This window comes from Lentzea sp. NPDC092896, from assembly GCF_044754905.1.
In the GTDB taxonomy this organism is placed as follows: domain Bacteria; phylum Actinomycetota; class Actinomycetes; order Mycobacteriales; family Pseudonocardiaceae; genus Lentzea.
Map to the genome: position 1 here is coordinate 1,508,335 of NZ_JBIVPX010000001.1, position 21,513 is coordinate 1,529,847.

The 21,513-nt window shown below is 68.7% G+C and carries 19 protein-coding genes and 1 pseudogene; 15 read left to right on the plus strand and 5 right to left on the minus strand.

The window, feature by feature from the left end; translation table 11 throughout:
* The first annotated feature begins 1 nt into the window (after position 1).
* From ACIQF0_RS06665 to ACIQF0_RS06700, 8 genes are all read left to right on the plus strand, one after another.
* Positions 2 to 1,573 carry a lysine 5,6-aminomutase subunit alpha gene (locus tag ACIQF0_RS06665; RefSeq protein WP_401025299.1) on the plus strand — a complete coding sequence of 524 codons (1,572 nt, stop codon included), beginning with the start codon at positions 2 to 4 and terminating at the stop codon, positions 1,571 to 1,573.
* Complete coding sequence (locus tag ACIQF0_RS06670; RefSeq protein WP_401025301.1) at positions 1,566 to 2,318, plus strand: OAM dimerization domain-containing protein; 753 nt, start codon at positions 1,566 to 1,568, stop codon at positions 2,316 to 2,318. Before ACIQF0_RS06665 ends, ACIQF0_RS06670 begins: the two co-directional genes overlap by 8 nt.
* A gap of 26 nt (positions 2,319 to 2,344) precedes the next feature.
* Positions 2,345 to 2,713, plus strand: a complete 369-nt coding sequence (locus ACIQF0_RS06675; protein WP_396424908.1) for a hotdog domain-containing protein — start codon at positions 2,345 to 2,347, stop codon at positions 2,711 to 2,713.
* 69 nt (positions 2,714 to 2,782) lie between these two features.
* Positions 2,783 to 4,195 carry a DUF4331 domain-containing protein gene (locus ACIQF0_RS06680; RefSeq protein WP_401025304.1) on the plus strand — a complete coding sequence of 471 codons (1,413 nt, stop codon included), beginning with the start codon at positions 2,783 to 2,785 and terminating at the stop codon, positions 4,193 to 4,195.
* 15 nt (positions 4,196 to 4,210) lie between these two features.
* Positions 4,211 to 5,239 carry a tetratricopeptide repeat protein gene (locus ACIQF0_RS06685; protein ID WP_401025307.1) on the plus strand — a complete coding sequence of 343 codons (1,029 nt, stop codon included), beginning with the start codon at positions 4,211 to 4,213 and terminating at the stop codon, positions 5,237 to 5,239.
* A complete protein-coding gene (locus tag ACIQF0_RS06690; protein WP_401025310.1) occupies positions 5,236 to 6,546 on the plus strand; it encodes a nickel/cobalt transporter in 1,311 nt (436 codons plus the stop codon). Before ACIQF0_RS06685 ends, ACIQF0_RS06690 begins: the two co-directional genes overlap by 4 nt.
* A 15-nt stretch (positions 6,547 to 6,561) precedes the next feature.
* Positions 6,562 to 6,873: a hypothetical protein gene (locus ACIQF0_RS06695; protein WP_360029367.1), complete on the plus strand. Its 312-nt coding sequence runs from the start codon at positions 6,562 to 6,564 to the stop codon at positions 6,871 to 6,873.
* Between the two features lie 74 nt (positions 6,874 to 6,947).
* Complete coding sequence (locus ACIQF0_RS06700; RefSeq protein ID WP_396424834.1) at positions 6,948 to 7,298, plus strand: GntR family transcriptional regulator; 351 nt, start codon at positions 6,948 to 6,950, stop codon at positions 7,296 to 7,298.
* On the opposite strand, the gene ACIQF0_RS06705 is transcribed toward ACIQF0_RS06700, so the two are convergent.
* Complete coding sequence (locus tag ACIQF0_RS06705) at positions 7,295 to 7,687, minus strand: DUF6228 family protein (protein WP_401025313.1); 393 nt, start codon at positions 7,685 to 7,687, stop codon at positions 7,295 to 7,297. The two genes, ACIQF0_RS06700 and ACIQF0_RS06705, sit on opposite strands and share 4 nt — an antisense overlap.
* A 231-nt stretch (positions 7,688 to 7,918) precedes the next feature.
* On the opposite strand from ACIQF0_RS06705, the gene ACIQF0_RS06710 reads away from it, so the two are divergent.
* From ACIQF0_RS06710 to rho, 5 genes and pseudogenes are all read left to right on the plus strand, one after another.
* Entirely contained in the window at positions 7,919 to 9,082 is a 1,164-nt protein-coding gene (locus tag ACIQF0_RS06710; RefSeq protein ID WP_401025316.1) for an acyl-CoA dehydrogenase family protein, read from the plus strand.
* A complete protein-coding gene (locus ACIQF0_RS06715) occupies positions 9,079 to 11,160 on the plus strand; it encodes an acetate--CoA ligase family protein (RefSeq protein ID WP_401025319.1) in 2,082 nt (693 codons plus the stop codon). Before ACIQF0_RS06710 ends, ACIQF0_RS06715 begins: the two co-directional genes overlap by 4 nt.
* Positions 11,161 to 11,162: 2 nt before the next feature.
* Entirely contained in the window at positions 11,163 to 12,758 is a 1,596-nt protein-coding gene (locus ACIQF0_RS06720) for a 5-guanidino-2-oxopentanoate decarboxylase (protein WP_401027735.1), read from the plus strand.
* Positions 12,759 to 12,825: 67 nt separating this feature from the next.
* Positions 12,826 to 13,386, plus strand: coding sequence for a DUF4360 domain-containing protein (locus tag ACIQF0_RS06725; RefSeq protein WP_360029372.1), 561 nt, complete (start codon positions 12,826 to 12,828; stop codon positions 13,384 to 13,386).
* A gap of 259 nt (positions 13,387 to 13,645) precedes the next feature.
* Positions 13,646 to 14,662 (plus strand): annotated as a pseudogene (gene rho, locus ACIQF0_RS06730) (transcription termination factor Rho); the annotation flags it as partial.
* On the opposite strand, the gene ACIQF0_RS06735 reads toward rho, so the two are convergent.
* Positions 14,643 to 16,121, minus strand: coding sequence for an APC family permease (locus ACIQF0_RS06735; RefSeq protein WP_401025322.1), 1,479 nt, complete (start codon positions 16,119 to 16,121; stop codon positions 14,643 to 14,645). The pseudogene rho and the gene ACIQF0_RS06735 sit on opposite strands and share 20 nt — an antisense overlap.
* A 79-nt stretch (positions 16,122 to 16,200) precedes the next feature.
* On the opposite strand from ACIQF0_RS06735, the gene ACIQF0_RS06740 reads away from it, so the two are divergent.
* Positions 16,201 to 17,340: a Glu/Leu/Phe/Val dehydrogenase dimerization domain-containing protein gene (locus ACIQF0_RS06740; RefSeq protein ID WP_401025324.1), complete on the plus strand. Its 1,140-nt coding sequence runs from the start codon at positions 16,201 to 16,203 to the stop codon at positions 17,338 to 17,340.
* A gap of 9 nt (positions 17,341 to 17,349) precedes the next feature.
* On the plus strand, positions 17,350 to 17,775 hold the full coding sequence (locus ACIQF0_RS06745) for an SRPBCC family protein (RefSeq protein WP_401025326.1): 426 nt from the start codon (positions 17,350 to 17,352) through the stop codon (positions 17,773 to 17,775).
* Here ACIQF0_RS06745 and ACIQF0_RS06750 read toward each other — a convergent pair.
* Genes ACIQF0_RS06750 through ACIQF0_RS06760 form a run of 3 tightly spaced genes read right to left on the minus strand, consistent with a single transcriptional unit; the run spans position 17,772 to position 21,512 of the window.
* A complete protein-coding gene (locus ACIQF0_RS06750) occupies positions 17,772 to 18,329 on the minus strand; it encodes an EF-hand domain-containing protein (protein WP_401025328.1) in 558 nt (185 codons plus the stop codon). The genes ACIQF0_RS06745 and ACIQF0_RS06750 overlap by 4 nt on opposite strands.
* A 17-nt stretch (positions 18,330 to 18,346) precedes the next feature.
* Positions 18,347 to 20,743: an ATP-binding cassette domain-containing protein gene (locus ACIQF0_RS06755; protein ID WP_401025330.1), complete on the minus strand. Its 2,397-nt coding sequence runs from the start codon at positions 20,741 to 20,743 to the stop codon at positions 18,347 to 18,349.
* A gap of 52 nt (positions 20,744 to 20,795) precedes the next feature.
* Positions 20,796 to 21,512 (minus strand): GNAT family N-acetyltransferase, encoded by a 717-nt coding sequence (locus ACIQF0_RS06760; RefSeq protein WP_401025332.1) that lies wholly within the window; start codon positions 21,510 to 21,512, stop codon positions 20,796 to 20,798.
* Between the last annotated feature and the right edge of the window lies 1 nt (position 21,513).

Here is a 21,513-nt window from a genome sequence, read left to right on the forward strand (position 1 = left end):
CATGGCGTTGCTCGACCTCGACCCGAAGGTGGTCGCCACCGCCCGCAAGCTCGCGGCGCGGGCGGCCGAACCGGTGGTGTCCCTCGCGAAGGCGCACACCACGGTCGCCGTCGAGCGCGCCACACTTCGCCTGGCAGGCATCACCGGCGCGGACTCCACGCACCGCGCCGGTGACGTCCCGTGGGTCAACCGCGTGATCGACACGGTTCGCGAGCAGTGCGGGCTGGAGCACGGCGTCGTCCTTCCGGCGTTCCACGCGCTGAAAGAACACAACCTCGGCTCGCTGACCGAACTCGCCGAGGCCACGGCGGCGGGCCAGATCCAGTTCAGGATCCCCACCGGCAAGGAGCTGACGGCGGCGCGCAAAGCCTCCACGTCCGCGGTGTCGAAGGGCCTCAAGACGGTCGACCGGAACCGGGCCCAGCGCGACAAGCTGATCGCCAAGTGGGGCGATCCCGCGCAACGCCCGTGGATCTACCTGATCGTCGCGACCGGCGACATCGACGAGGACGTGATCCAGGCCCAGAACGCGGCCCGTGCGGGTGCCGACATCATCGCGGTGATCCGCTCGACGGGCCAAAGCTTGCTCGACTACGTCCCGGAAGGCGCCACGCACCACGGGTTCGCGGGCACGTACGCCACGCAGGAGAACTTCCGGATCATGCGCGCGGCGCTCGACGACGTGTCGAAGGAGGTCGGCCGGTACGTGCGGCTGACCAACTACGCGTCCGGCCTGTGCATGCCGGAGATCGCTGTCCTGGCCGGACTTCAGCGCCTGGACATGATGCTGAACGACTCGATGTACGGCATCCTGTTCCGCGACATCAACCCGATCCGCACGTTCGTCGACCAGCGCTTCTCCCGCCAGGTGCACGCGCGCGCCGGCATCATCATCAACACCGGCGAGGACAACTACCTCACCACCGCGGACGCCGTCGACGCCGCGCACACCGTCACGGTCTCCCAGCTCCTCAACGAGCACTTCGCCCACGAGGCGGGCCTGCCCGACCACCTGCTCGGCCTCGGCCACGCGTTCGAGATCAACCCGAAGGTGCCCGACTCGTTCCGGCTCGAGCTCGCGCACGCGTTGCTGGCCCGCGAACTGTTCCCGGACGCACCGCTGAAGTGGATGCCGCCGACCAAGCACATGACCGGCGACGTCTTCGACGGCTATCTGCTGGACGGGTTCTTCAACCTCGCGGGTGTCCTGACCGGACAGTCCATTCTGCTCGTCGGCATGATGACCGAGGCCGTCGTGACGCCGTTCCTGTCGGACCGCGACCTGGCCCTGAAGAACGTCCGGTACGTGCTGAACGCGGCGGGCAGCCTCGCGGAGGACTTCCGGCCGTCGCCGGACGGGCTGATCGTCAAGCGCGCGCACCAGGTGCTGGGCGAGGCCGTGGACCTCCTCGAACGCGTCGTCGACGACGGCCTGCTCAACGCCATCGCGGACGGCACGTTCGGCCTGATGAAGCGCCCCGCGGACAAGGGCAAGGGCGCGGACGGCGTGGTCGAGAAGGCCGCCGAGTACTTCAACCCGGCTTCGGAGATGCTGGAGGCGCAGGATGTCTGACGCGAAGCGGTACGTGCGGCCGTACGGTGACACCACCGGCGACGGCATGATCCAGACGTCGTTCACGCTGCCGATCCCCTTCGGCCCCAAGGCGGACGGCGCGGCGCTGCAACTCGCGAACAAGATGGGCATGGACCCCGCGATGGTGGTCCACTCGAACCCCATCGGCGACGACTTCACGTTCTTCGTCGTCTACGGCTCGGTGAAGCACCTGGTGGACCTGGACGAGGTCAGGGTCGTCGAGCGCGAGTACCCGCTGCTGTCGCCGGCCGAGGTCAACAACGCTCTGAAGAAGGTGTTGCGGCGCAAGCTCGTCGTCGTCGGCGGGTGCATCGGCACGGACGCGCACACCGTCGGCATCGACGCGATCCTCAACATCAAGGGCTTCGCGGGGGAGAAGGGCTTGGAGTACTACCGGGAGCTGAAGGTCGTGAACCTCGGCGCCCAGGTCTCCGTGCCCGAACTGGTGCGGTCCGCCCGCACCGAGAAGGCCGACGCCGTGCTGATCTCCCAGGTCGTGACCCAGCGGGACGCGCACATCCTGAACACGCAGGAGATGTCGGCGGCGTTCCGCGAGGCGATGGGGGACCGGCGACCGCTGCTGGTGGCCGGTGGTCCGCGGTTCGACCCGTTGATGGCGGGCGAGTTGGGGGTTGATCGAGTGTTCTCCCGGGGTACCACGCCGGGCGAGGTCGCGAGCTATCTGGTGCACGCGATGCAGGAGAAGAAGGGGGTCGCCGCGTGAGCGGAGCTTTGGTCGAGGGTTTTTCGGTGACGCACCGCCGGTACGTCCCGCACTCCCACGCGCACTACGGCGGCAATCTGGTCGACGGCGCTTACGGGCTCGGCATGTTCGGTGACGTCGCCACCGAGTTGCTCATCCACACGGACTCCGACGAGGGGCTGTTCGCGGGGTACAGCTCCGTCGAGTTCGCGGCGCCGATCCAGGCCGGCGACGTCGTCGAGGCCTCGGCGACGTTGGTGCGGATCGGGAAGCGGTCGCGTGAGATCGAGTTCGAGGCACGTGTGGTGTGCCGTTCGGCGCCCGAACGCGGACCTTCGGCAGCCGACGTACTGGTTGAGCCGATCGTCGTAACGCGGGCCCGCGGCACGGTCGTCGCGCCGAAAGCCGCGGAATAACTCCAAAAATTCAGTCCGAACCGGATGGCGTCCTGCTTCGAATCCCCGCCGTGGGAAGGGAGCAGGACAATGCCAAGTAGCAACAAACAGCGATTACGCCGCGGTGCGATCGCCGCGGCCGTGGTCGCGGTGGCGGCGGCGATACCGGCGGCACAGGCCTCCAGTCACCGCGAGGCACCACTGATCGCCGCGGACCCGGCGGTCGACAACACCGACGTGTACGCCTTCACGAGCCCCGACAGACCCGACACCGTCACGCTCATCGCGAACTGGTTCGGATTGCAGGAACCCAACGGTGGCCCCAACTTCTACCCGTGGGCCACCGACGCCCGCTACGACGTCAACGTCGACGCGGACGGCGACGCGGTACCGGACAAGACGTTCCGGGTCACGTTCAGCACGGATGACCGGCGGGGCAAGGCGAACACCTTCCTCTACAACAACGGGCCGGTCACGTCGATCAACGACGACAACCTGTTGTTCCGCCAGAACTACTCCCTGGAGCTCATCGAGCAGGGGAAGTCGACCCAGCTCGTGAAGGACGGCCGTGCGGCGCCGTCGAACACCGGACCGGCGTCGTTCCCGAACTTCGGCGCGATCAGGGACCAGGCGACGGCGAAGATCCCCGGTGGCGGCCAGGTCTACATCGGACCTTCCGAGGACTCGTTCTTCCTGGACCTGAGGGTGTTCGACCTGCTGTACGGCGGAAACCTGAAGGAGGTCAACCAGGACACCCTGATGGGCTACAACGTCAACACCATCGCCATCCAGGTGCCCAAGACGATGCTCGCGCTGAAGGGCGACCCGAAGCGCAACCCGGTGATCGGCGTGTGGAGCGACACCGAGCGCCGCACGTTGAAGCTCGACCCCGGCAAGGCGACCCCGCAGGGCAACTTCGTGCAGGTGTCGAGGCTCGGCAACCCGCTGGTCAACGAGGTGGTGTCGTCCGCGCCGCTGAAGGACGCGTTCAACGGGCTCGAACCCGTTGGTGACGCGAAGGTTCAGGCGTTGCTGGACCGGGTGAACGACCCGGAGCTGGCTCGGCTGATCCAGGCGATCTACGGCATCCCCGCGCCGAAGACGCCGCGTGCCGACCTGGTGGAGATCTTCCTGACCGGGATCACCACGAAGGCGGGCGGCCCGATCAAGGCCGATCTCAACTCGCAGCTGAACAACGCCGACGTGAACCCGAAGAAGTTCCAGCCGTCGGAGATGTTGCGGCTCAACATGTCCACGCCGGTGACGCGCAACCCGAACCGGCTTGGCGTGCTCGGCGGGGACCTGCAGGGGTTCCCGAACGGGCGCAGGCTCACCGACGACGTCGTGGACATCGAGATCCAGGCGGTGGTCGGCGCGGCGCAGACCGGCAAGCTCGTGCCGGCGCTCGCGAAGGGTGACCGGGTGAACGGCAACGACGTTCGCTTCGGAGATCGGTTCCCGTACGTCGGACTGCCCAGCAACCAGGCGGTCAACTCCCGCTGAACGAGGGTGCCTCCCATGTGGAAAACACTTCCGCTGCTGGCTGCCCTTTTCGCTGTCGCCGCCTGCGCTCCCCCGCAGGCGGCGGCACCCGCCGCCACGCAGACCTCTTCTTTGCAGCGCAACGCCGAGTCGTTGCAGGCCAAGCTCCGCCGAACTCCGCAGGACGCCGCTGCCTGGGCCCAGCTCGGGGCCACGCACGTGGAGCTCGCCCGCGTCACGTTCGACCCCCAGCACTACCCCCGTGCCGAGAAGGCGCTGACCGAGTCGTTGCGGCTCAAGCCGGAAGGCAACGGCGAGGCGTTCATCGGACGGGGTGCGCTCGCCAACGCCCGCCACGACTTCACTGCCGCCCGTGACTGGGGACAGCGCGCCGTGTCGGCGTTGCCGGACTCCGCCGCCGCGCAGGGAGTGCTGGTCGACGCTTTGACCCAGCTCGGTGACACAGAGGGTGAAACCGTTGCGCTGCAACGCATGCTGGACCTCCGGCCAGGCGTCGCGTCGTTCACCCGCGCGGCCTACCACTTCGAGTTGCGCGGCCGCCTCGACGAGGCGCGCGGGGCTCTGGAACGGGCACTGGAGTCGGCTTCGTCGCCGGACGAGGTCGCTTTCTGCCGGCTGCACCTGGACAAGCTGGCAGGACGGACCGACGAGTCTCTCGAGACCACTCGCGAGCTGGCGTCGAAGGTGCCGTCACCGGAACACCTCGTGAAGTACGGCGAAGCTCTGGATCGGGCAGGTGAGTCTGCCGAGGCACGGGCGCAGTACGACCTGGCGCTGCAGCAGTTGCGCGCGTTGGGCGGTGACGACCTGACGGCGGCGTTGATCTCCGCCGATCACGGCGACCCCGCCGAGGCGTTGCGGTTCGCGGAGAAGGAGTGGGCCAAGCGGCAGAGCGTCTTCACGGCGGACGCCATGGCGTGGGCTCTGCAGGTCAACAAGCGGTCCGCGGAAGCGCTGCCGTACTCGGACAAGGCCGTCGCGCTGGGCTGGCGCGATCCCTACGTACTGCGGCACCGCGAGGCGATCCTGGGGAGCCTGAGATGAGAGTCCTCCTGCTGGTGCTGTTCGGGATGCTGCTGATGGGCGGGGTGGCGCAGGCCCACCCGGTGAGCAATCTCAGCGTGAACCACTACGACGGGCTGCGGGTGTTCGCGGACCGGATCGAGCTGCGGTCCGTTGTGGACAGTGCGGAGATCCCGACCCTGCAGGACCGGGAGTTCGTCGACGCCCGCAAGCGCTGCACGGAACGCGCGAAGTCGTTGACCGCGATGGCGGACGAGCAGGAACTGCGGTTCGAGGTGCGCGACGCCGACGTCGTGCGCCCGCCCGGTGAGGCCGGCCTGCCCACGATGCGCCTGACCTGCGAGTACACCGCGCTGCTGCCGTCGCGCGGCGAGGTCGAGGTGACGTTCAGCGACTCCTACCTCAAGGACAAGCCAGGCTGGCGCGAGATCACCGTCGTCGGCGTCGACGTCGCGGTGTCCGGCGCGCCGGCCGAGACGATCAGCAACGAACTGCGCACGTACCCGGACGACCTGCTCTCGTCGCCGCTGGACGTCCGGGCGGTGCGGTTCCTCGCACAACCAGGTGAGGGAACGGTTGTCACCCCACCTGGGGTTCTGGGTGAAGCCACGAAGGCGGCCGTCGGACTGGTGGGTGATCTCACCCCGGTGGTCGGAATCGGTGCGGTCCTGCTGTCTCTGGTGCTGGGCGCGTCGCACGCGGCGCTGCCCGGCCACGGCAAGACCGTGATGGCCGCCTATCTGGCGGGTTCGAGGGGAACCCGCCGCGACGCACTCCTCGTCGGTGCCACCGTCACCATCACCCACACGGCGGGTGTCCTGGTGCTGGGGCTGCTGATCAGTGCGTCCAGCGCGATCGCGGGCGAGTCGGTGTTGCGCTGGCTCGGCGTGGCGAGCGGTCTGCTGGTCGCGGTGATCGGAGGGGTGCTGCTCCGCTCGGCGGTGCGTTCCCGTGGTCGTAAGCGGCACGACCACGGACATGGTCATGGGCACGGACATGGACACGGCCATGGTCATGGGCACCGCCGGGCGGGGCTCGTCGGAATGGGGGTGGCGGGCGGATTGGTGCCGTCCCCCTCGGCGTTGGTGGTGCTGCTGGGCGCCATCGCGCTCGGCCGCACCTGGTTCGGCGTGGTGCTGGTGCTCGCCTACGGCGTGGGCATGGCGGCGATGCTCACCGCCGCCGGGCTGCTCCTGGTCTCGTTGCGGGACCGCTTCGGGCCGCGCCTGGCTCGCTTCCGCAGGTTCGCGGACTTCACGCCGCTGGGCACCGCGGCGCTGGTGATGCTCGTCGGAGTCGGTCTGGCCACGCGTGCGCTGGCCGGTTAGTCAAGGAGAAGGATCATGAAGAAGATCGTCGTGCTGGCCGCACTGGCCCTGGGCCTGGCCGCGTGCAGCACCGAAGGAACCCCCACCGCGCAGTTCGACGACGAACGGCAGTCCGACATCTCCTGCATGAAGCACCAGGAGCAGACGCCGGGAGAGGAGTACTTCGACGAAGGTAATTGGGACACCGTCGTCTCGTTATCCCTGCTGCGTTACTACACGTCGAACGGCGCAAAGCCCTACTGCGACGGCAAAGCCGCCACCAGCGCCGACCAGGGCTGGCGCAAGCTCTACGTGCAGATGGGAGCCGAGAAGAACAATCTGCGCTGAATCGACCGCAACCTCCGCCCCTTTCTCCCGTTGGTCAATACAGAAGTAGCTACATGCGGGGAGGATGGGGCGCAGTGAAGATCGACCACCAGGGGGAGACACCTCCCTACGAGCAGGTGCGCGTGCACTACGCGCACGCCATCTCGAACCGAGAACTGCCGGTGGGCGCGAAGCTGCCAACGGTGCGTGCCCTGGCGAAAGACCTGGGCCTGGCCGTGAACACGGTGGCACGCGCCTACCGTGAGCTGGAGGAGGCCGGCCTCGTGGAGACGCGAGGCCGGGCCGGGACCGTGGTCAGCGCGAACGGTGACAGCAACCGGGAGCGCGTCCGGGCGGCGGCGGCCCACTACGCGGCGATGTCCGCGGAGCTGGGCCTCTCGCGGCAGGAGGCGCTGGAGATCGTCGGCGCTGCTCTCGGGAGCTAGGCCGGCAGGAGCGCGCGGATCTCGGCTGCCACTCTCCTCACGTCGTCGAGGGAGTCCAGCCAGATGTCGACCGACGCGGTCGAAGGCCCGCAATGCCCGTCCGTCTCCCGGAAAGCCCATTCCAGCCGGACCGCTCCGTCATCGCTCACCTCGGCCGACACGACCAGTTCCGGCAGTGCCGACACCGGCCGGCTGCCTCCGGCCGCGGTGAGCGATTCCAGGAAGTCCGGCAGTTCGGGTTGCACGTCCGCGCACTCGATCGACACCACGACGCGGGAGCTGCGCAACTCGATGGTGGCCGCGACGCTGGAAAGACCTTCCTCGTACACGCAGTCGAAAATCCGGACTCGGGAGTCCCCGTAGTCCTTGCAGGTGATGGTTACCTCCACGGTGCCACCCTGGCACAGCCGGCATGCACCCGTGCAGGCTGCTCCAAGCAGGTGATCAGCTTCTCCGCAGGGCCCACCGTACGTCGATGTCGCTGTCGCGGAGTGGCCATTCGCTGTTCCCCATATGCCCTGGTAGTCACCCGTTCGCGACCCTGCTGACCCGCCTCGACAGAGCTAGGCTGCCCGATGGATCGTGAATAACTGATTCGTCAGTCAACTTAGGGGTGCGAGATGGGGCGGACCGTCCGCGACGGCCTGCGGCTCACGGCCGAACAGGAGCAGTTCGTAGAACTGGCCAGGGAGTTCGCGGCCAAGGAGATCCGTCCACGCGGGCGTGCCGTCGACGAGGCGGACACCGAGTCGCCGCTCGACGTGTGGGAGAAGGCGTCCGCGCTCGGGCTGACCTCGTTCATGCTCCCCGAGAAGTTCGGCGGCGGTGGCGTCGACCTGCTGACCCAGGTGCTGATCCAGCAGGAGCTGTGTCACGGCGACATCGGCATCGGCAACCTGGTCACGTCCAACGGTTTCTTCAGCGCGCCGGTCGAGCACCTCGGCACACCTGAGCAGCAGGAGCGGTTCCTCGCTCCGCTCGGGAGCGCGGAGCCGCCGCTCACCGCCGTCGCCGTGACGGAGCCCGGCAGCGGGTCGGACGCGGCGAGCATCCGGACGTCTGCGCGGCGCGAGGGCGACGAGTACGTCCTCAAAGGACAGAAGACCTGGATCTCCAACGCCCCCTACGCCGAGATGTTCGTGATCTTCGCGACGGTGGATCCGTCGCTGAGGTCGCGTGGTGTCACGGCTTTCGTCGTGCCGCGGGACACGCCGGGGCTGACGGTCGGGCCGCCGTTCCGGAAGATGGGGCAGCGCGCGATCGTCAACGCCGAGGTTTTTCTCGACGACGTGCGCGTGCCCGTGGAGAACCGGCTCGGCGAGGAGGGCCAGGCGTTCGCCGGCCTGATGCGGACGTTCGACGCGTCGCGCATCCTCATCGGCGCGGCCACGACGGGACTTGCCCGTGCCGCGCTGGACTTCGCTTCTTCTTATGCGGCCGAGCGAGAGCAGTTCGGGGTGCCGATCATCCGGCACCAGGCGGTGGCGTTCCGGCTCGCGGACATGGCCACGCGCGTCGACACCTCGCACCTGCTGGCCGTGCGCGCGGCCTCCCTGTACGACGCGGGTCACGCGGTGGCGCAGGAGTCGGCGATGGCGAAGCTCGTCGGGTCGGAGAACGCCATGTGGTGCACGCACGCGGCCGTGCAGACGTTGGGGGGCTACGGGTACTCCCGGGAGTACCCCGTCGAGCGTTGGATGCGCGACGCCAAACTCGAGGAGATCGAAGAAGGCACCTCGGACATCCAGCGCCTGATCATCTCCCGCGGCCTCGGTGCGAGATGATCTTCTCCGATCCCGCGTCCGTCGCCGTCGTAGGTGCGAGCGACGACCCCGCCAAGTGGGGTCACTGGCTGGCCCGCGGTGCCCTCGTCGGCCACGACCGCCGCGCCGTGCACCTCGTGAACCACGGTGGTGGCGCCGTTCTGGGGCAACCCACCGTCCGCTCGCTCTCCGAACTGGCCGAGGCTCCCGAACTGGTCGTGCTCGCCGTCCCCGCGGCCCACGTGCCGGCCGTGGTGGACGAGGCCTTGGCGGTCGGCGTGCGCGGTTTCGTCGGCATCACCTCGGGAATCGACGATCGCGTCATCAGCAGGATCCGTGACGCGGGCGCGCGGCTGCTCGGCCCGAACTGCCTGGGCGTGTTCGACGCGGCGACGTCGCTGCACCTCGCGTGGGGCCGGTTCCAGGCCGGTTCGCTGGGCGTGGTGTCGCAGAGCGGGCAGGTCGGGCTGGAGATCGCCGGGCTCGCGGCGTCGTCGGACATCGGGATCTCGAGGTTCGTCTCGGTGGGCAACCAGGCGGACGTGACGGCGACGGAAGCGTTGCTGGACCTGGTGTCCCACGACCTGACCACCGTCGTGGGGGTCTACCTGGAGAGCTTCGGTCCCGGGATCGTGGCGGCCATGTCGGAACTGCGGGCGGCCGGCAAACCCGTGGTGCTGCTGACCGTCGGATCATCCGTCGCCGCGCAGGAAGCCGCCCTGACGCACACGGGCGCTCTCACGTCCTCTTTGGACGTGGTGGACGCGGCCTGTCGCTTCGCCGGGGCGGTCCGGGTGGCGACGCCGGCGGCTCTGGTCGACCTGGCGGCGGTGCTGACGTCCGGGGTCCCCCGCGGGGGCAGGGTCGGGGTCATCTCGGACTCGGGTGGGCAGGGTGCGATCGCGGCGGATCTCGCGGCGGCGGCCGGGCTGACGGTGCCGACGTTGTGCGCTGTCGACGGGTTGCCGGTGGGGGCGTCGAAACGCAACCCGATCGACCTGGCCGGGGCGGGGGAGCAGGACCTCGCGAACTACGCCCGTGCGGTCGAGGTGCTGGTGCGTGGAGGTGAAGTCGACACGGTCGTGCTGTCCGGTTATTTCGGCAGCTACGGAGAGGACACACCTTCCCTGGAGTCTCTCGAAGTGACCATCGCTGTCCAGATTTGTTCGCTGGCAAGGGAAACCGGCGTGCCCGTGGTCGTGCACAGCATGCGCGAGGACTCCGCCGCGGTGCGCACGTTGCGAGCAGGCGGGGTGCCCGTGCAGCACACGATCGAGCGGGCGGTGGCCGCACTCGGTGACGCGGCACGGCTCGGCGCCCTTGATCAACGGTCCACTCGCGCGCCAGACGCCCCGGAACTGTCGGTGTCGGCTGGAAGAATTGAATTTGGGGGACCCCCTGGAGGGGACCCCTGCGCGAGCCTGCCCGAGGCTCTCAGCGCACCCCTCGCGCCGTTCGAACCAGGCTACCTGGCTGCTCGCGAACTGCTCGGCTTCGTCCGGTTCCCGAAGGCGCACGCCGTCACGTCAGCGGCCGAGGTGAGGGCGACCTGCCTCCAAGGCCCGTTCGCCCTCAAGGCCGACTGGCTCGCCCACAAGAGCGAGCACGGCGGCGTGAAGATCAACCTCACCGACCCCGCGGCGGCGTTCGACGAGATGAGCGCACGGCTCGGCCCCGGCCGGTACGTCCTCGAGGAGATGGACACGCGCGAGCACACCGTCGAGCTGATCATCGGCGCGAAGCGGGACCACTCGTTCGGCCCGGTGATCCTCGTCGGCGCGGGCGGCATCCACGCGGAGTTGTTCCGGGACACCGCGATCGAGCTCGCGCCCGTGACTCCCGCCACAGCGCGGGACATGCTGGCCCGCCTAGTCTCCGCCCCGCTCCTGTCCGGCGCGCGGGGTGCGCCGCCGGTCGACGTGGCGGCGTTGGCCGAGGTGATCGCGAGGATCTCCGAGACGCTCGCGGCCAGACCGGACCTCGCCGAGATCGAGCTCAACCCCGTGCGCGTGGGGCCTGACGGCGTGCTGGCCGTCGACGCGCTGATCATCCCTTCGGGGGATCCGGTGAACGATACGAGCGGACAACGCGTGGCATGAGCATGACCCCACCTCGCCTCACCGGGGGTGACGCACTGGTGCGCGCCCTCCTAGCGCACGGCACCGAGCTGGTGTTCGGCATCCCGGGCACCCACAACCTCGGCATCTACCGCGCCCTGGCCGAACACGGCGTCAGGCACGTCACGCCCCGCCACGAGCAGGGCGCGGGCTTCGCGGCCGACGGCTACGCCCGCGTCACCGGCAAACCGGGCATCTGCCTCACCACCAGCGGACCGGCCGTCCTCAACGCCATGACCGCGGTCACCCAGTCGTACTCGGACTCCGTCCCGGTCCTGCTCATCTCCCCGGGCATGCCGCTGCGCCACCCCGGCCGCGGCAACGGCACGCTCCACGAGGTACGGCACCAGAGCGTCGCGATGGAGGCCGTGATCGGCTACTCGAACCGTGTTCAGAGCGTCGCCGAGATCCCGCTGGCCGTCGCACAGGCCTTCGCGCACATGACCTCCGGCCGCCCCCGCCCGGTCCACCTGGAGATCCCGCTCGACCTGATCGACGCGGTGGACCACGTCAGCGAGGTGGCTCCCGTCCTGGTGGCCCACCCACCGGCCGACGCCGTCACCATCGCCGCGGCCGCGGGCCGCCTCGCCACGGCCACCAGGCCAGGCATGATCATCGGCGGCGGAGCGAAGGGCGCGGCAGAACCGATCACGACCCTCGCCGAACGCCTGGGCGCCCCGGTCGTCGCCACAGCCAACGGCAAGGGCACCTTCTCCGAACGCCACCCGCTCTCCATCGGCGCGGGCCTGCACCACAAAGCCGTGGCGGAGTTCGTCGCGGACTGCGACGCGGTCCTCGCCATCGGCACCGAACTGGCCTCCACCGACCTGTGGAACGGCCCGCTCAAGTTCCCCGGCGACCTCATCCGCATCGACGTCGACCCGGCCCAGATGATCACCAACGCCCTCCCGGACCACCGCCTGGTCGGCGACGCCGACGCCACCGTCACGACCCTGAACCAGCGCCTGGGCAAGGGAAACCCCGAGGCCGCGCAACGAGCCGAGCGCTGGCGCAAGCTCTTCACCGAACACGCCAGAACCCAAGGCGCGCCCTGGCTCCCGCTGGTGGAAGCGCTGGAGGAAGTCCTGGCCCCAGGCGCCATCATCGCCGGCGACAGCGCAATGGCCTGCTATTACGGGGCTTTGTCCAACCTGCCGCTCGAAGGCCCGGCAAGCTTCCTGTACCCCACGGGTTTCGGCACCCTCGGCTACGGCCTGCCGGCGGCCATCGGCGCCAAGATGGGCGCCCCAGACCGTCAGGTAGTCGCATTGCACGGTGACGGAGGCATCATGTTCACCCTCCCCGAACTGGCCACCGCCGCCCAGGAACGCCTGCCGCTGCCCGTGATCGTCGCCGACAACGGCGGCTACGGCGAGATCCGCCGCGAGATGGTGGGCCGCGGCGAACCCGTGCACGGCGTGACCCTGCCGGGCGTCGACTTCGTCAAGGTGGCCAAGGGCCTCAACTGCCACGGTGTCACCGTCGACGACGAGGACAGGTTCGCCACCGCACTGCGCAAGGCGCTCGCCGCGGACCGGCCGACCGTGATCCACGTGGTCGGCGACCTGGCAGGTGCGTGAGCCGCTGCGCCGTTCGCCGGATTGCGGGCCTCGATAGGTTCTTCCGCAGTGACGTGAGGAGGCCTCGATGCTGGTCGTGCTGGCACTGCTGGCATCCCTCGTGCCGCCGCCCGGCCCGGTGACGATCGACGTGGTCAGCGTCAGCGGTTCCGGATGCGCGGCCGGCACGACGAACGTCGCCATGTCCCAGGACAACGAGGCCTTCACGGTCACCTACAGCGATTTCCTGGTGCAGGGCAACGGCAACGAGGCCAAGAGGAGCTGCACGATCGCCCTCAGGATCAACCACACGGCCGGGTACACCTACGGCATCGCGGCGACGGACTACCGAGGGTTCGCGCACCTCACGGACAAGGCCAAGGGTGTCGTGCGCAACGACTACTGGTTCCCCGGCTTTCCGACGCGGCACAGCAGCCGCACCTATCAGGCACCGATGAGTGACAACTGGCAGGTCACCGACACGCCGGACGGCGTCGCGCACGGGCCGTGCAAGGATCGCAAGCCGTTGACCGTCGAGACCGAACTGAAGCTCACCGGCAAGGGGAGCGGCAGCTTCATGACCATGGACTCGACCGACTCGAGCGTGAGCACGACGTTCCGGCTCTCGTGGAAGAAGTGCGCGGAATAACAAGCGGACGGTTGACGTTCTCTGCTACAGTCCGTTCGTACCCGGCAGTGCGCAGGTAAGCGCACGTAAGCTCCGACCAGCTGCTGGACGATCACAACGCCGCAGCTAACCCCCCGGCTTCTCACGCCGGCGGACCCACACATCAGATGCAGTCGGATCAACGGCATCTGCAGCGCTCTCCTCCCGTCGCACCCCGTGCGCGGAGTCGATGAAGCGCGTCTCGAACAACCCTCCTGAAAGGACAGACCCGATGCACATCGGTGTACTCGACGTACGTAACCACAAGGCGTTTCTCGTTGACGGGCCGCAGGTTCCGCAGAGTCTCGTGCGACTGCACGACCTGCGGCGCGGCGACCAGATCAGCGGTGAGACCGAAGGCGACAAGCTCGTCAGCGTTGACACGGTCAACGGGCGCAAGCCGCACAAGCGGCCACGGTTCGAAGACCTCACGCCGCTCTATCCCAACGAGCGGCTGCGGCTGGAGCACGACCCCAACGAGCTCACGAGCCGCACCATCGACCTGGTCATGCCGATCGGCAAGGGGCAGCGGGCGCTGATCGTCGCGCCGCCCAAGGCCGGCAAGACCATTGTGTTGCAACAGATCGCGGCAGCGATCGCCAAGAACTACCCGGACGTCCACCTGATCGTGGCGCTCGTCGGCGAACGGCCTGAAGAGGTCACCGACATGCGCAAGACGATTCCTGGCGAGATGTTCACCTCCACCTTCGACGAGCACCCGAACGAGCACATTCGCGTGGCCGAGCTCGCGGTCGAGCGGGCCAAGCGGCTCGTCGAGGACGGTCAGGACGTCGTCATCCTGCTCGACTCGCTGACGCGGCTCGGGCGGGCCTACAACCTCGCGCAGCCCAACGGTGGGCGCATTCTGAGTGGTGGTATCGACGCCAGGGCGTTGACGCCGCCCAAGCAGTTCCTCGGTGCCGCTCGCAACATCGAGGACGGTGGCAGCCTCACGATCTTCGCCACCTCGCTCGTCGAGACCGGGTCGCTGGCCGACACGGCCATCTTCGAGGAGCTCAAGAGCACCGGCAACGCCGAGCTGAAGCTCGACCGCAAGGCCGCGCAGAAGCGGATCTACCCCGCGATCGACCTCAACCAGTCCAGCACCCGCAAGGCGGAGCTGCTGGTCGGGCCCCAGGAACTCGCCATCACGGACACGATGCGCCGCGCCATGTCCGAGCGTGACATCGACGTGCTGCTCGAAGGGTTGCGCAAGACCCAGAGCAACGCCGAGTTCCTCATGCAGATGCAGAGGTGACGTCACGGGCACGAGTGGGGGAGCCCAGCGCGTAGAACAAGAAGCCGAGGCCGATCACGATCAGCAGCGGGACCACCTGCGACAACGTGTACTGCGTGCGTTCGCCCGCGAACGCCGAGGGCAGTTCCGGCGGCCAGATCAGCACCACGACGGTGAACGCGACCAGGCCGGTCGTCAGGATCGTTGTCAGCACGGCGAAAGGCGCGCGGAACGGACGTTCGACGTCCGGCAGCCGGCGGCGCAGCACCAGCATCGACGGGAACGTCAGCAGGTAGCTGACGAACGTCGTCGAGATCACCAGCGCCAGGCCGGCGGTGAAGTACTTCTCGGAGTTGCCGCCGGACAAGTTCAGTGCCGTCACCAGAACGACGGAGGCCAGCAGTCCGGATAGGACGTTCACGCGCAACGGAGTGCCGTGACGAGGCGACAACCGGCCCAGGTACGCGGGCCCGGCGCCGTCCGCACACGCCACGGCCTGCGCCCGGTGAGCACCGATCGCCCACGAGACACCGGAAGTCAGCACGCCGATGATCAAACCCGCCGCGCACACGCCTCCCAGCACCGCGCCGGCGCCGGTCAGAACAACCGTCCCATCAGGCGACACCGATCCGCCGTAGACGGTCAGCACCTGTTTGGCGGCGTCGATGAACCCGCCCAGGCCCTGGATCTGTGTGGCCGGCACGACCAGCAGAATCCCGAGAATCGGCCCGCCGTAAAGAAGAAACGCCGCGATGCCCGCGCGCAGGATCGCGAACGGCACCGTGCGCTGCGGATCGGTCATCTCCTCGGTGGCGGTCGACGGGAGTTCGAAGCCGACGTAGTTGAAGATCAGCACCGGCACCAGCACCACGAAACCCGTCCAGGTAGGCACGAAATCCCCGCCGGACAACGGTTGTACGCCGTTCTTCACCGCGTAGACGACGACCGAGACCATGAAGAACCCCAGCAGCACTATTCGCGCGAACGCGCCCGCGATCGGGACCCACTTGCCGATCCGCAACGACGCCGCGACGGCGAGCACGCCGGTCCAGATGAACGCCAGGCCCGCGATGTGCTTGCCCGCCATGCCCAGCGGCAGGAAGAACGTCTCGAACGTCGTCACGGCGATGATCGCCAGCGTGCCGCCCGTCCACAACGGGTTCGACAGCCAGTAGAGGACCTGGTTCACGCCGGCCGCGAGCCGTCCGAACGCGAGCTTGGTCCACACGTAGGGACCGCCCTCGACGGGGAACGCCGTGCCGAGCTCGGTGGTCAGGAACCCGTACGGCAGGAAGAACACCGCCGCCAGGATCACCATCCACACGAGCCCCTGAGGGCCGTTCGCGGCGACGCTGCCGATCGTGTCCAGGCCGACGAGGGTGCAGAGCAGGTAGAACGTCACGTCGACCCGGCGCAGCGACTTGCGCAGGTGGGTGCGTTCGCCCAGCCAGTTGCCGCTGAGAGGCTGTACCTCGCTCACGGGCCCTCCAAGTGGTTGACTGACTCGTCAGTCAGTTATTCGGGACGCGGCCACCAGCTGAAGCCAAGGGGAGCAGGCGATGAGTTATCTCCAGGTCACGTGGATCGACCCGGCGACGGGAGCGCGTGGCTACCTCGTCATCGACCGGCTGGTGCGCGGGGTCAGCAGCGGGGGTCTGCGCATGCGCGCGGGCTGCACGCTCGACGAGGTCCGCGGGCTGGCCGAGGGGATGACCGCCAAGGAGGCCCTCAACTACGACCCCGGCGCGCGCTACGTCCCGCTCGGCGGCGCGAAGGGCGGCATCGACTTCGACCCCTACGACCCGCGCGCACAGGAAGTGCTGACGGCCTACCTGTACGCCATGTCGCCCTACATCGAACGCTTCTGGACGATGGGGGAGGACCTCGGGCTCCGGCAGCAGGCCATCGACGTGGCGATCGAGAAGATCGGCCTCCAGTCGTCCATCCAGGCGGTCTACCCGCTGCTGGACGACGAGCAGAAGGCCAGGGAACGCCTCGCGGACGCCTTCGCGGTCACGGTCGACGGCGTCGGTCTCGACGAACTGGTCGGCGGCTACGGCGTCGCCGAGGCGGCGCTCGCGGGGATCGAGCACCTCCGCCTGAGCAGTCCCACCGCGTTCGTGCAGGGCTTCGGCTCGATGGGCGGCGCCACGGCCCGCTACCTCGCCAAAGCCGGCGTCAAGATCGTCGGGCTCGCGGACGTCCACGGTGTCATAGCAAACCCTGATGGGCTCGATGTGGAAACCCTTTTGCTGTCCCGGGATTCGCACGGCGCCATCGACCGCACGAAACTTCGCCCCGAAGACCACCAACGCGACCGCGACAGCTGGCTCGACGTCGAGGCGGACGTCCTCGTCCCCGCCGCCACCAGTTACGCGATCCACGAGGACAACGCGCACCGGGTCAACGCCAAGCTGATCGTCGAAGCCGCCAACATGCCGGTCACGGCGGAGGCGGAGGCCAAGATCGACGCGCTGGTCATCCCGGACGTCGTCGCGAACTCCGCCACGAACTCCTGGTGGTGGTGGACCCTGTTCGGCGACATCGACGCCACGGCCGAGTCGGCGTTCGCGAAGATCGGCACGAACATGCGCCGGCTCGTCGCCAGGATCGTCGACAGGCCCTCACCGCGAGCGGCGGCGGCGGAACTCGCTGCGACAGCGGTCAAGGAGATCGAACAACGCTTCCCGCGGTCGTAGACTCGCCGGATGCCTGGCCTGCAGCACGCCATCACGATCGCGGCCTCGCCGGAACGCGTCTGGGAGGTGCTCGTCGACGTCGAGCGCTGGCCGGAACGGATCCCGACGGTCGACTCCGTGGAACGCCTCGACGACGGCCCGCTCGCCGTCGGCTCCAGCGCCCGCCTCAGGCAGCCGAAGCTGCCCGAGGCGGTGTGGACGGTCACCGAACTGACCCGCGGGATGTCCTACACCTGGGAGTCGAAGTCACCCGGCGTCCTCGGCGTCGCCTCGCACGTCGTCGAGCCGCACCCGGACGGGGCCAGGCTCACCCTCGCGCTGAGCGTGTCCGGGCCGCTGTCCGGGCTGGGCTGGCTGTTCACGAAGGGGCTGACCAGGCGATACGTCGAGACCGAGGCCGCCTCGATCAAGAGCGTCGCCGAGGCCGCGGACTAGTCGAGCGGGCCCAGCAGCCACGCTCCCGGCCCGTCCAGGTCCTCCGAGAAGTAGTACGCCCGGATCGCCGCCAGCAGGTCCTCCGTCCCGATCAGGCCGTCACCGTCGTGGTCGAGCCGCGCGTGCACGGCCCGTGCGGCGTCTTCGGGCAGGCTGATCCACGCCGTGGTCCAGCGCATGTACTCGTCCACGCCGAGCTGGCCGTCGCCGTCCTGGTCGGCGACGGCCATCAGCGCGTCGAGGTACGGCACGTAGACGTCGTCGAACGCCTCCGGCCGCTCCAGCAGCCCTTTCGCGAACGCGGCCTTGTACTCGTCCACGCTGATGCGGCCGTCGTCGTTGGTGTCCGTCATGGCGGAGAGGTGGTCCCACACACCCAGCAGGTGCTCCTGGAACCGCCTCGCCCGCCGGTCCTCCGAGGTCAGGCCGAATGCGGCGCTCGTCCGTGCCGCCGCCAGCTCGAAGTCCGCCCGGTTGACGTACCCGTCCTGGTCGCTGTCGTAGGTCTCGAACCTGCGACTGAGCTTGCGGTCCAGGAACGTGGTGATGTGCATGCCCCCTTGGTACCCGGTCAGCGCCGCTTGCGACGCGCCGGGGCACCAACGTAGTCAGCCAGGTGCTCGCCGGTCAGCGTCGAACGGTCGGCCACGAGGTCGGCGGGCGTGCCCTCGAACACGACCTTGCCGCCGTCGTGACCCGCGCCGGGGCCCAGGTCGATGATCCAGTCGGCGTGCGCCATCACGGCCTGGTGGTGCTCGATCACGATCACCGACTTGCCGGACTCCACGAGCCGGTCCAGCAGGCCCAGCAGCTGTTCGACGTCGGCCAGGTGCAGGCCGGTCGTGGGCTCGTCCAGGACGTAGACGCCGCCCTTGTCCCCCATGTGCGTGGCCAGCTTCAGGCGCTGGCGTTCGCCGCCGGACAGGGTCGTCAGCGGCTGGCCCAGCGACAGGTAGCCGAGGCCGACGTCGTTCAGCCGCTCCAGAATCGCGTGCGCGGCGGGCGTGCGGGCCTCACCGGTGCCGAAGAACTCCACGGCCTCGGCGACGGGCATCGCGAGCACCTCGGAGATGTCCTGGCCGCCGAGCTTGAACTCCAGCACCGCCTGGTCGAACCGCTTGCCCTCGCAGACGTCGCAGGGGGACTCGATCGTCGCCATGATGCCGAGGTCGGTGAACACCACGCCGGCGCCGTTGCAGTTCGGGCAGGCGCCCTCGGAGTTCGCGCTGAACAGCGCGGGCTTCACGCCGTTGGCCTTGGCGAACGCCTTGCGGATCGGCTCCAGCAGACCGGTGTAGGTCGCGGGGTTGGACCGCCTCGAGCCCTTGATCGGCGTCTGGTCGACCACGATCGCGCCGGAGTCGCGCGGCAGCGACTTGTGGATCAACGAGCTCTTGCCGGAACCCGCCACGCCGGTGACCACGGTCAGCACCCCGAGCGGGACGTCGACGTCGACGTCGCGCAGGTTGTTCGTGGACGCGCCGCGGATCTCCAGCACGCCGGTCCTCTCGCGCACCGACGGCTTCAGCGACGCGCGGTCGTCGAGGTGGCGGCCGGTCACGGTGTCGCTCTTGCGCAACCCCTCCAGCGTTCCCTCGAAGCAGATCGTGCCGCCGCCCCGCCCGGCTCCGGGACCGAGGTCGACGATGTGGTCGGCGATCGCGATCGTCTCGGGCTTGTGCTCCACCACGAGAACCGTGTTGCCCTTGTCCCGCAACCGGAGCAGCAGGTTGTTCATCCGCTCGATGTCGTGCGGGTGCAGACCGATCGTCGGCTCGTCGAACACGTACGTCACGTCGGTCAGCGCCGAGCCGAGGTGCCGGATCATCTTGACGCGCTGGGCCTCACCGCCGGACAACGTGCCCGCGGGCCGGTTCAGCGACAGGTAGCCGAGGCCGATCTCGACGAACGAGTCCAGCGTGTGCGCGAGCTTGTCGACGAGCGGTGCGACGGACTTGTCCTTCACGCCGCGGATCCAGTCCGCCAGGTCGGTGATCTGCATGTCGCACAGGTCCGCGATCGAGACGCCCTTGATCTTCGACGACCGCGCCGCCTCGGTCAGCCGGGTACCGGAGCAGTCCGGGCAGGTGCCGAAGGTCGCCGCGCGGTCCACGAACGCGCGGATGTGCGGCTGCAGCGCCTCGCGGTCCTTGGACAGCATGGACTTCTGCAGCTTCGGGATCAGGCCCTCGTAGGTCAGGTTGATGCCGTTGACCTTGATCTTGATCGGGTCCCGGTACAGGAAGTCGTGCAGTTCCTTCTTGGTGTACTTGCGGATCGGCTTGGCCGGGTCGATGAAACCGGACTGCGCGAACGTCTGCACGGTCCACTGGTTGTCGACGTTGTAGCCGGGCACCTTGATGGCGCCTTCGAGGATCGACTTCGACTCGTCGTAGACCTCGGTCAGGTCGATGTCGGAGATCTGCCCGCGGCCCTCGCAGCGCGGGCACATGCCGCCGGTGATGGAGAACTCGCGGCGCTCCTTGACCTTCTGGCCGCCCTTCTCGATCGTCACGGCGCCCGCGCCGGAGATCGAGGCGACGTTGAACGAGAACGCCTGCGGGCCGCCGATGTGCGGCGCGCCGAGGCGGCTGAACAGGATGCGCAGCATCGCGTTCACGTCGGTCGCGGTGCCGACGGTCGAACGCGGATCGGCGCCCATCCGCTGCTGGTCGACCAGGATCGCCGTGGTGATGCCCTCCAGCAGGTACACCTCGGGGCGCGGCAGCGTCGGCATGAAGCCCTGGATGAACGCGCTGTAGGTCTCGTTGATCAGCCGCTGCGACTCCGCGGCGATGGTGCCGAACACCAGCGAGCTCTTGCCGGACCCGGAGACACCGGTGAAGACCGTCAGCCGGCGCTTCGGGATCTCGACGTCGACGTCGCGCAGGTTGTTGACCCGCGCGCCCTGCACGCGGATCAGATCGTGGGTGTCGGCATCATGCGCCGTCGGGGCTGTCCTGGTCATGGCGCAAAACTAACTCGCGCACCTCGGCTCTGCCTTCTTGATTCCTGATTGGTTATGCACGAATCCGGTAGTGATAGGTGCACACCTCGCGGAACCCCGTGCGTTCGTACAGCCGGAACGCCGTGGTGTTCGCCTTCTCCATCTGCAGGTACAGGTGGTTCGCCTCGCGCGCGGCAGCCCACGAGGCCAGTGCGGCCAGCACCGACCGTGCGGCGCCCTGACCGCGTGCGTGCGGGAGTGTCGCCATGCCGAACACCCCGGCCCACCCGTCCTCGGCCACGGCGCGTCCCACGGCCACCACCTGGCCGTCCACCTCGGCGTGCGCGTACGCGCTGGGGTGCTCGACGCGGCTGAGCAGGTCGCGTTCGGCGCTGACGTCCCGCTTGGTCACCTTCTGCCACGCCGCCAGCCACTCGTCGGTGGGTCTGGGCGTCACGGCGCCCGCGTCGGCATCGGCGTGACGCAGCACCTCGGCGGTCGAGGCGATCTGCAGCGACATGTCATGGCCCCTCGTGTACCCCCTGTCCTCCAGTCGCAGGTCGAGGTCGTCCGCGCACACGCCCGGCGTGATCTGGAACCGCACACCGGAGCCGTGTTCGGCGCAGAACTCCTCCGCGCGCTCGACCCGGTCTTCGCGGTCGTGCGGCAGGACGGCGCTGACCCACCAGGCGTCGCCGGGGGAGTGCCGCAGCCACCAGCCGCCCGCCTCCTCGACGTGTTCGGCGGGCTGGGCGTGGGCCGCGTACTCCTGCAGGGTTTTTAAGAGCACG

Excerpts from the sequence above, each read along its gene's own strand:
- ACIQF0_RS06665 (WP_401025299.1), top strand. The coding sequence starts at position 2 with ATGGCGTTGCTCGACCTCGACCCGAAGGTGGTCGCCACCGCCCGCAAG.
- ACIQF0_RS06670 (WP_401025301.1), top strand. The coding sequence starts at position 1,566 with ATGTCTGACGCGAAGCGGTACGTGCGGCCGTACGGTGACACCACCGGC.
- ACIQF0_RS06680 (WP_401025304.1), top strand. The coding sequence starts at position 2,783 with ATGCCAAGTAGCAACAAACAGCGATTACGCCGCGGTGCGATCGCCGCG.
- ACIQF0_RS06685 (WP_401025307.1), top strand. The coding sequence starts at position 4,211 with ATGTGGAAAACACTTCCGCTGCTGGCTGCCCTTTTCGCTGTCGCCGCC.
- ACIQF0_RS06690 (WP_401025310.1), top strand. The coding sequence starts at position 5,236 with ATGAGAGTCCTCCTGCTGGTGCTGTTCGGGATGCTGCTGATGGGCGGG.
- ACIQF0_RS06695 (WP_360029367.1), top strand. The coding sequence starts at position 6,562 with ATGAAGAAGATCGTCGTGCTGGCCGCACTGGCCCTGGGCCTGGCCGCG.
- ACIQF0_RS06710 (WP_401025316.1), top strand. The coding sequence starts at position 7,919 with ATGGGGCGGACCGTCCGCGACGGCCTGCGGCTCACGGCCGAACAGGAG.
- ACIQF0_RS06715 (WP_401025319.1), top strand. The coding sequence starts at position 9,079 with ATGATCTTCTCCGATCCCGCGTCCGTCGCCGTCGTAGGTGCGAGCGAC.
- ACIQF0_RS06720 (WP_401027735.1), top strand. The coding sequence starts at position 11,163 with ATGACCCCACCTCGCCTCACCGGGGGTGACGCACTGGTGCGCGCCCTC.
- ACIQF0_RS06725 (WP_360029372.1), top strand. The coding sequence starts at position 12,826 with ATGCTGGTCGTGCTGGCACTGCTGGCATCCCTCGTGCCGCCGCCCGGC.
- ACIQF0_RS06740 (WP_401025324.1), top strand. The coding sequence starts at position 16,201 with ATGAGTTATCTCCAGGTCACGTGGATCGACCCGGCGACGGGAGCGCGT.
- ACIQF0_RS06745 (WP_401025326.1), top strand. The coding sequence starts at position 17,350 with ATGCCTGGCCTGCAGCACGCCATCACGATCGCGGCCTCGCCGGAACGC.
- ACIQF0_RS06750 (WP_401025328.1), bottom strand. The coding sequence starts at position 18,329 with ATGCACATCACCACGTTCCTGGACCGCAAGCTCAGTCGCAGGTTCGAG.
- ACIQF0_RS06755 (WP_401025330.1), bottom strand. The coding sequence starts at position 20,743 with ATGACCAGGACAGCCCCGACGGCGCATGATGCCGACACCCACGATCTG.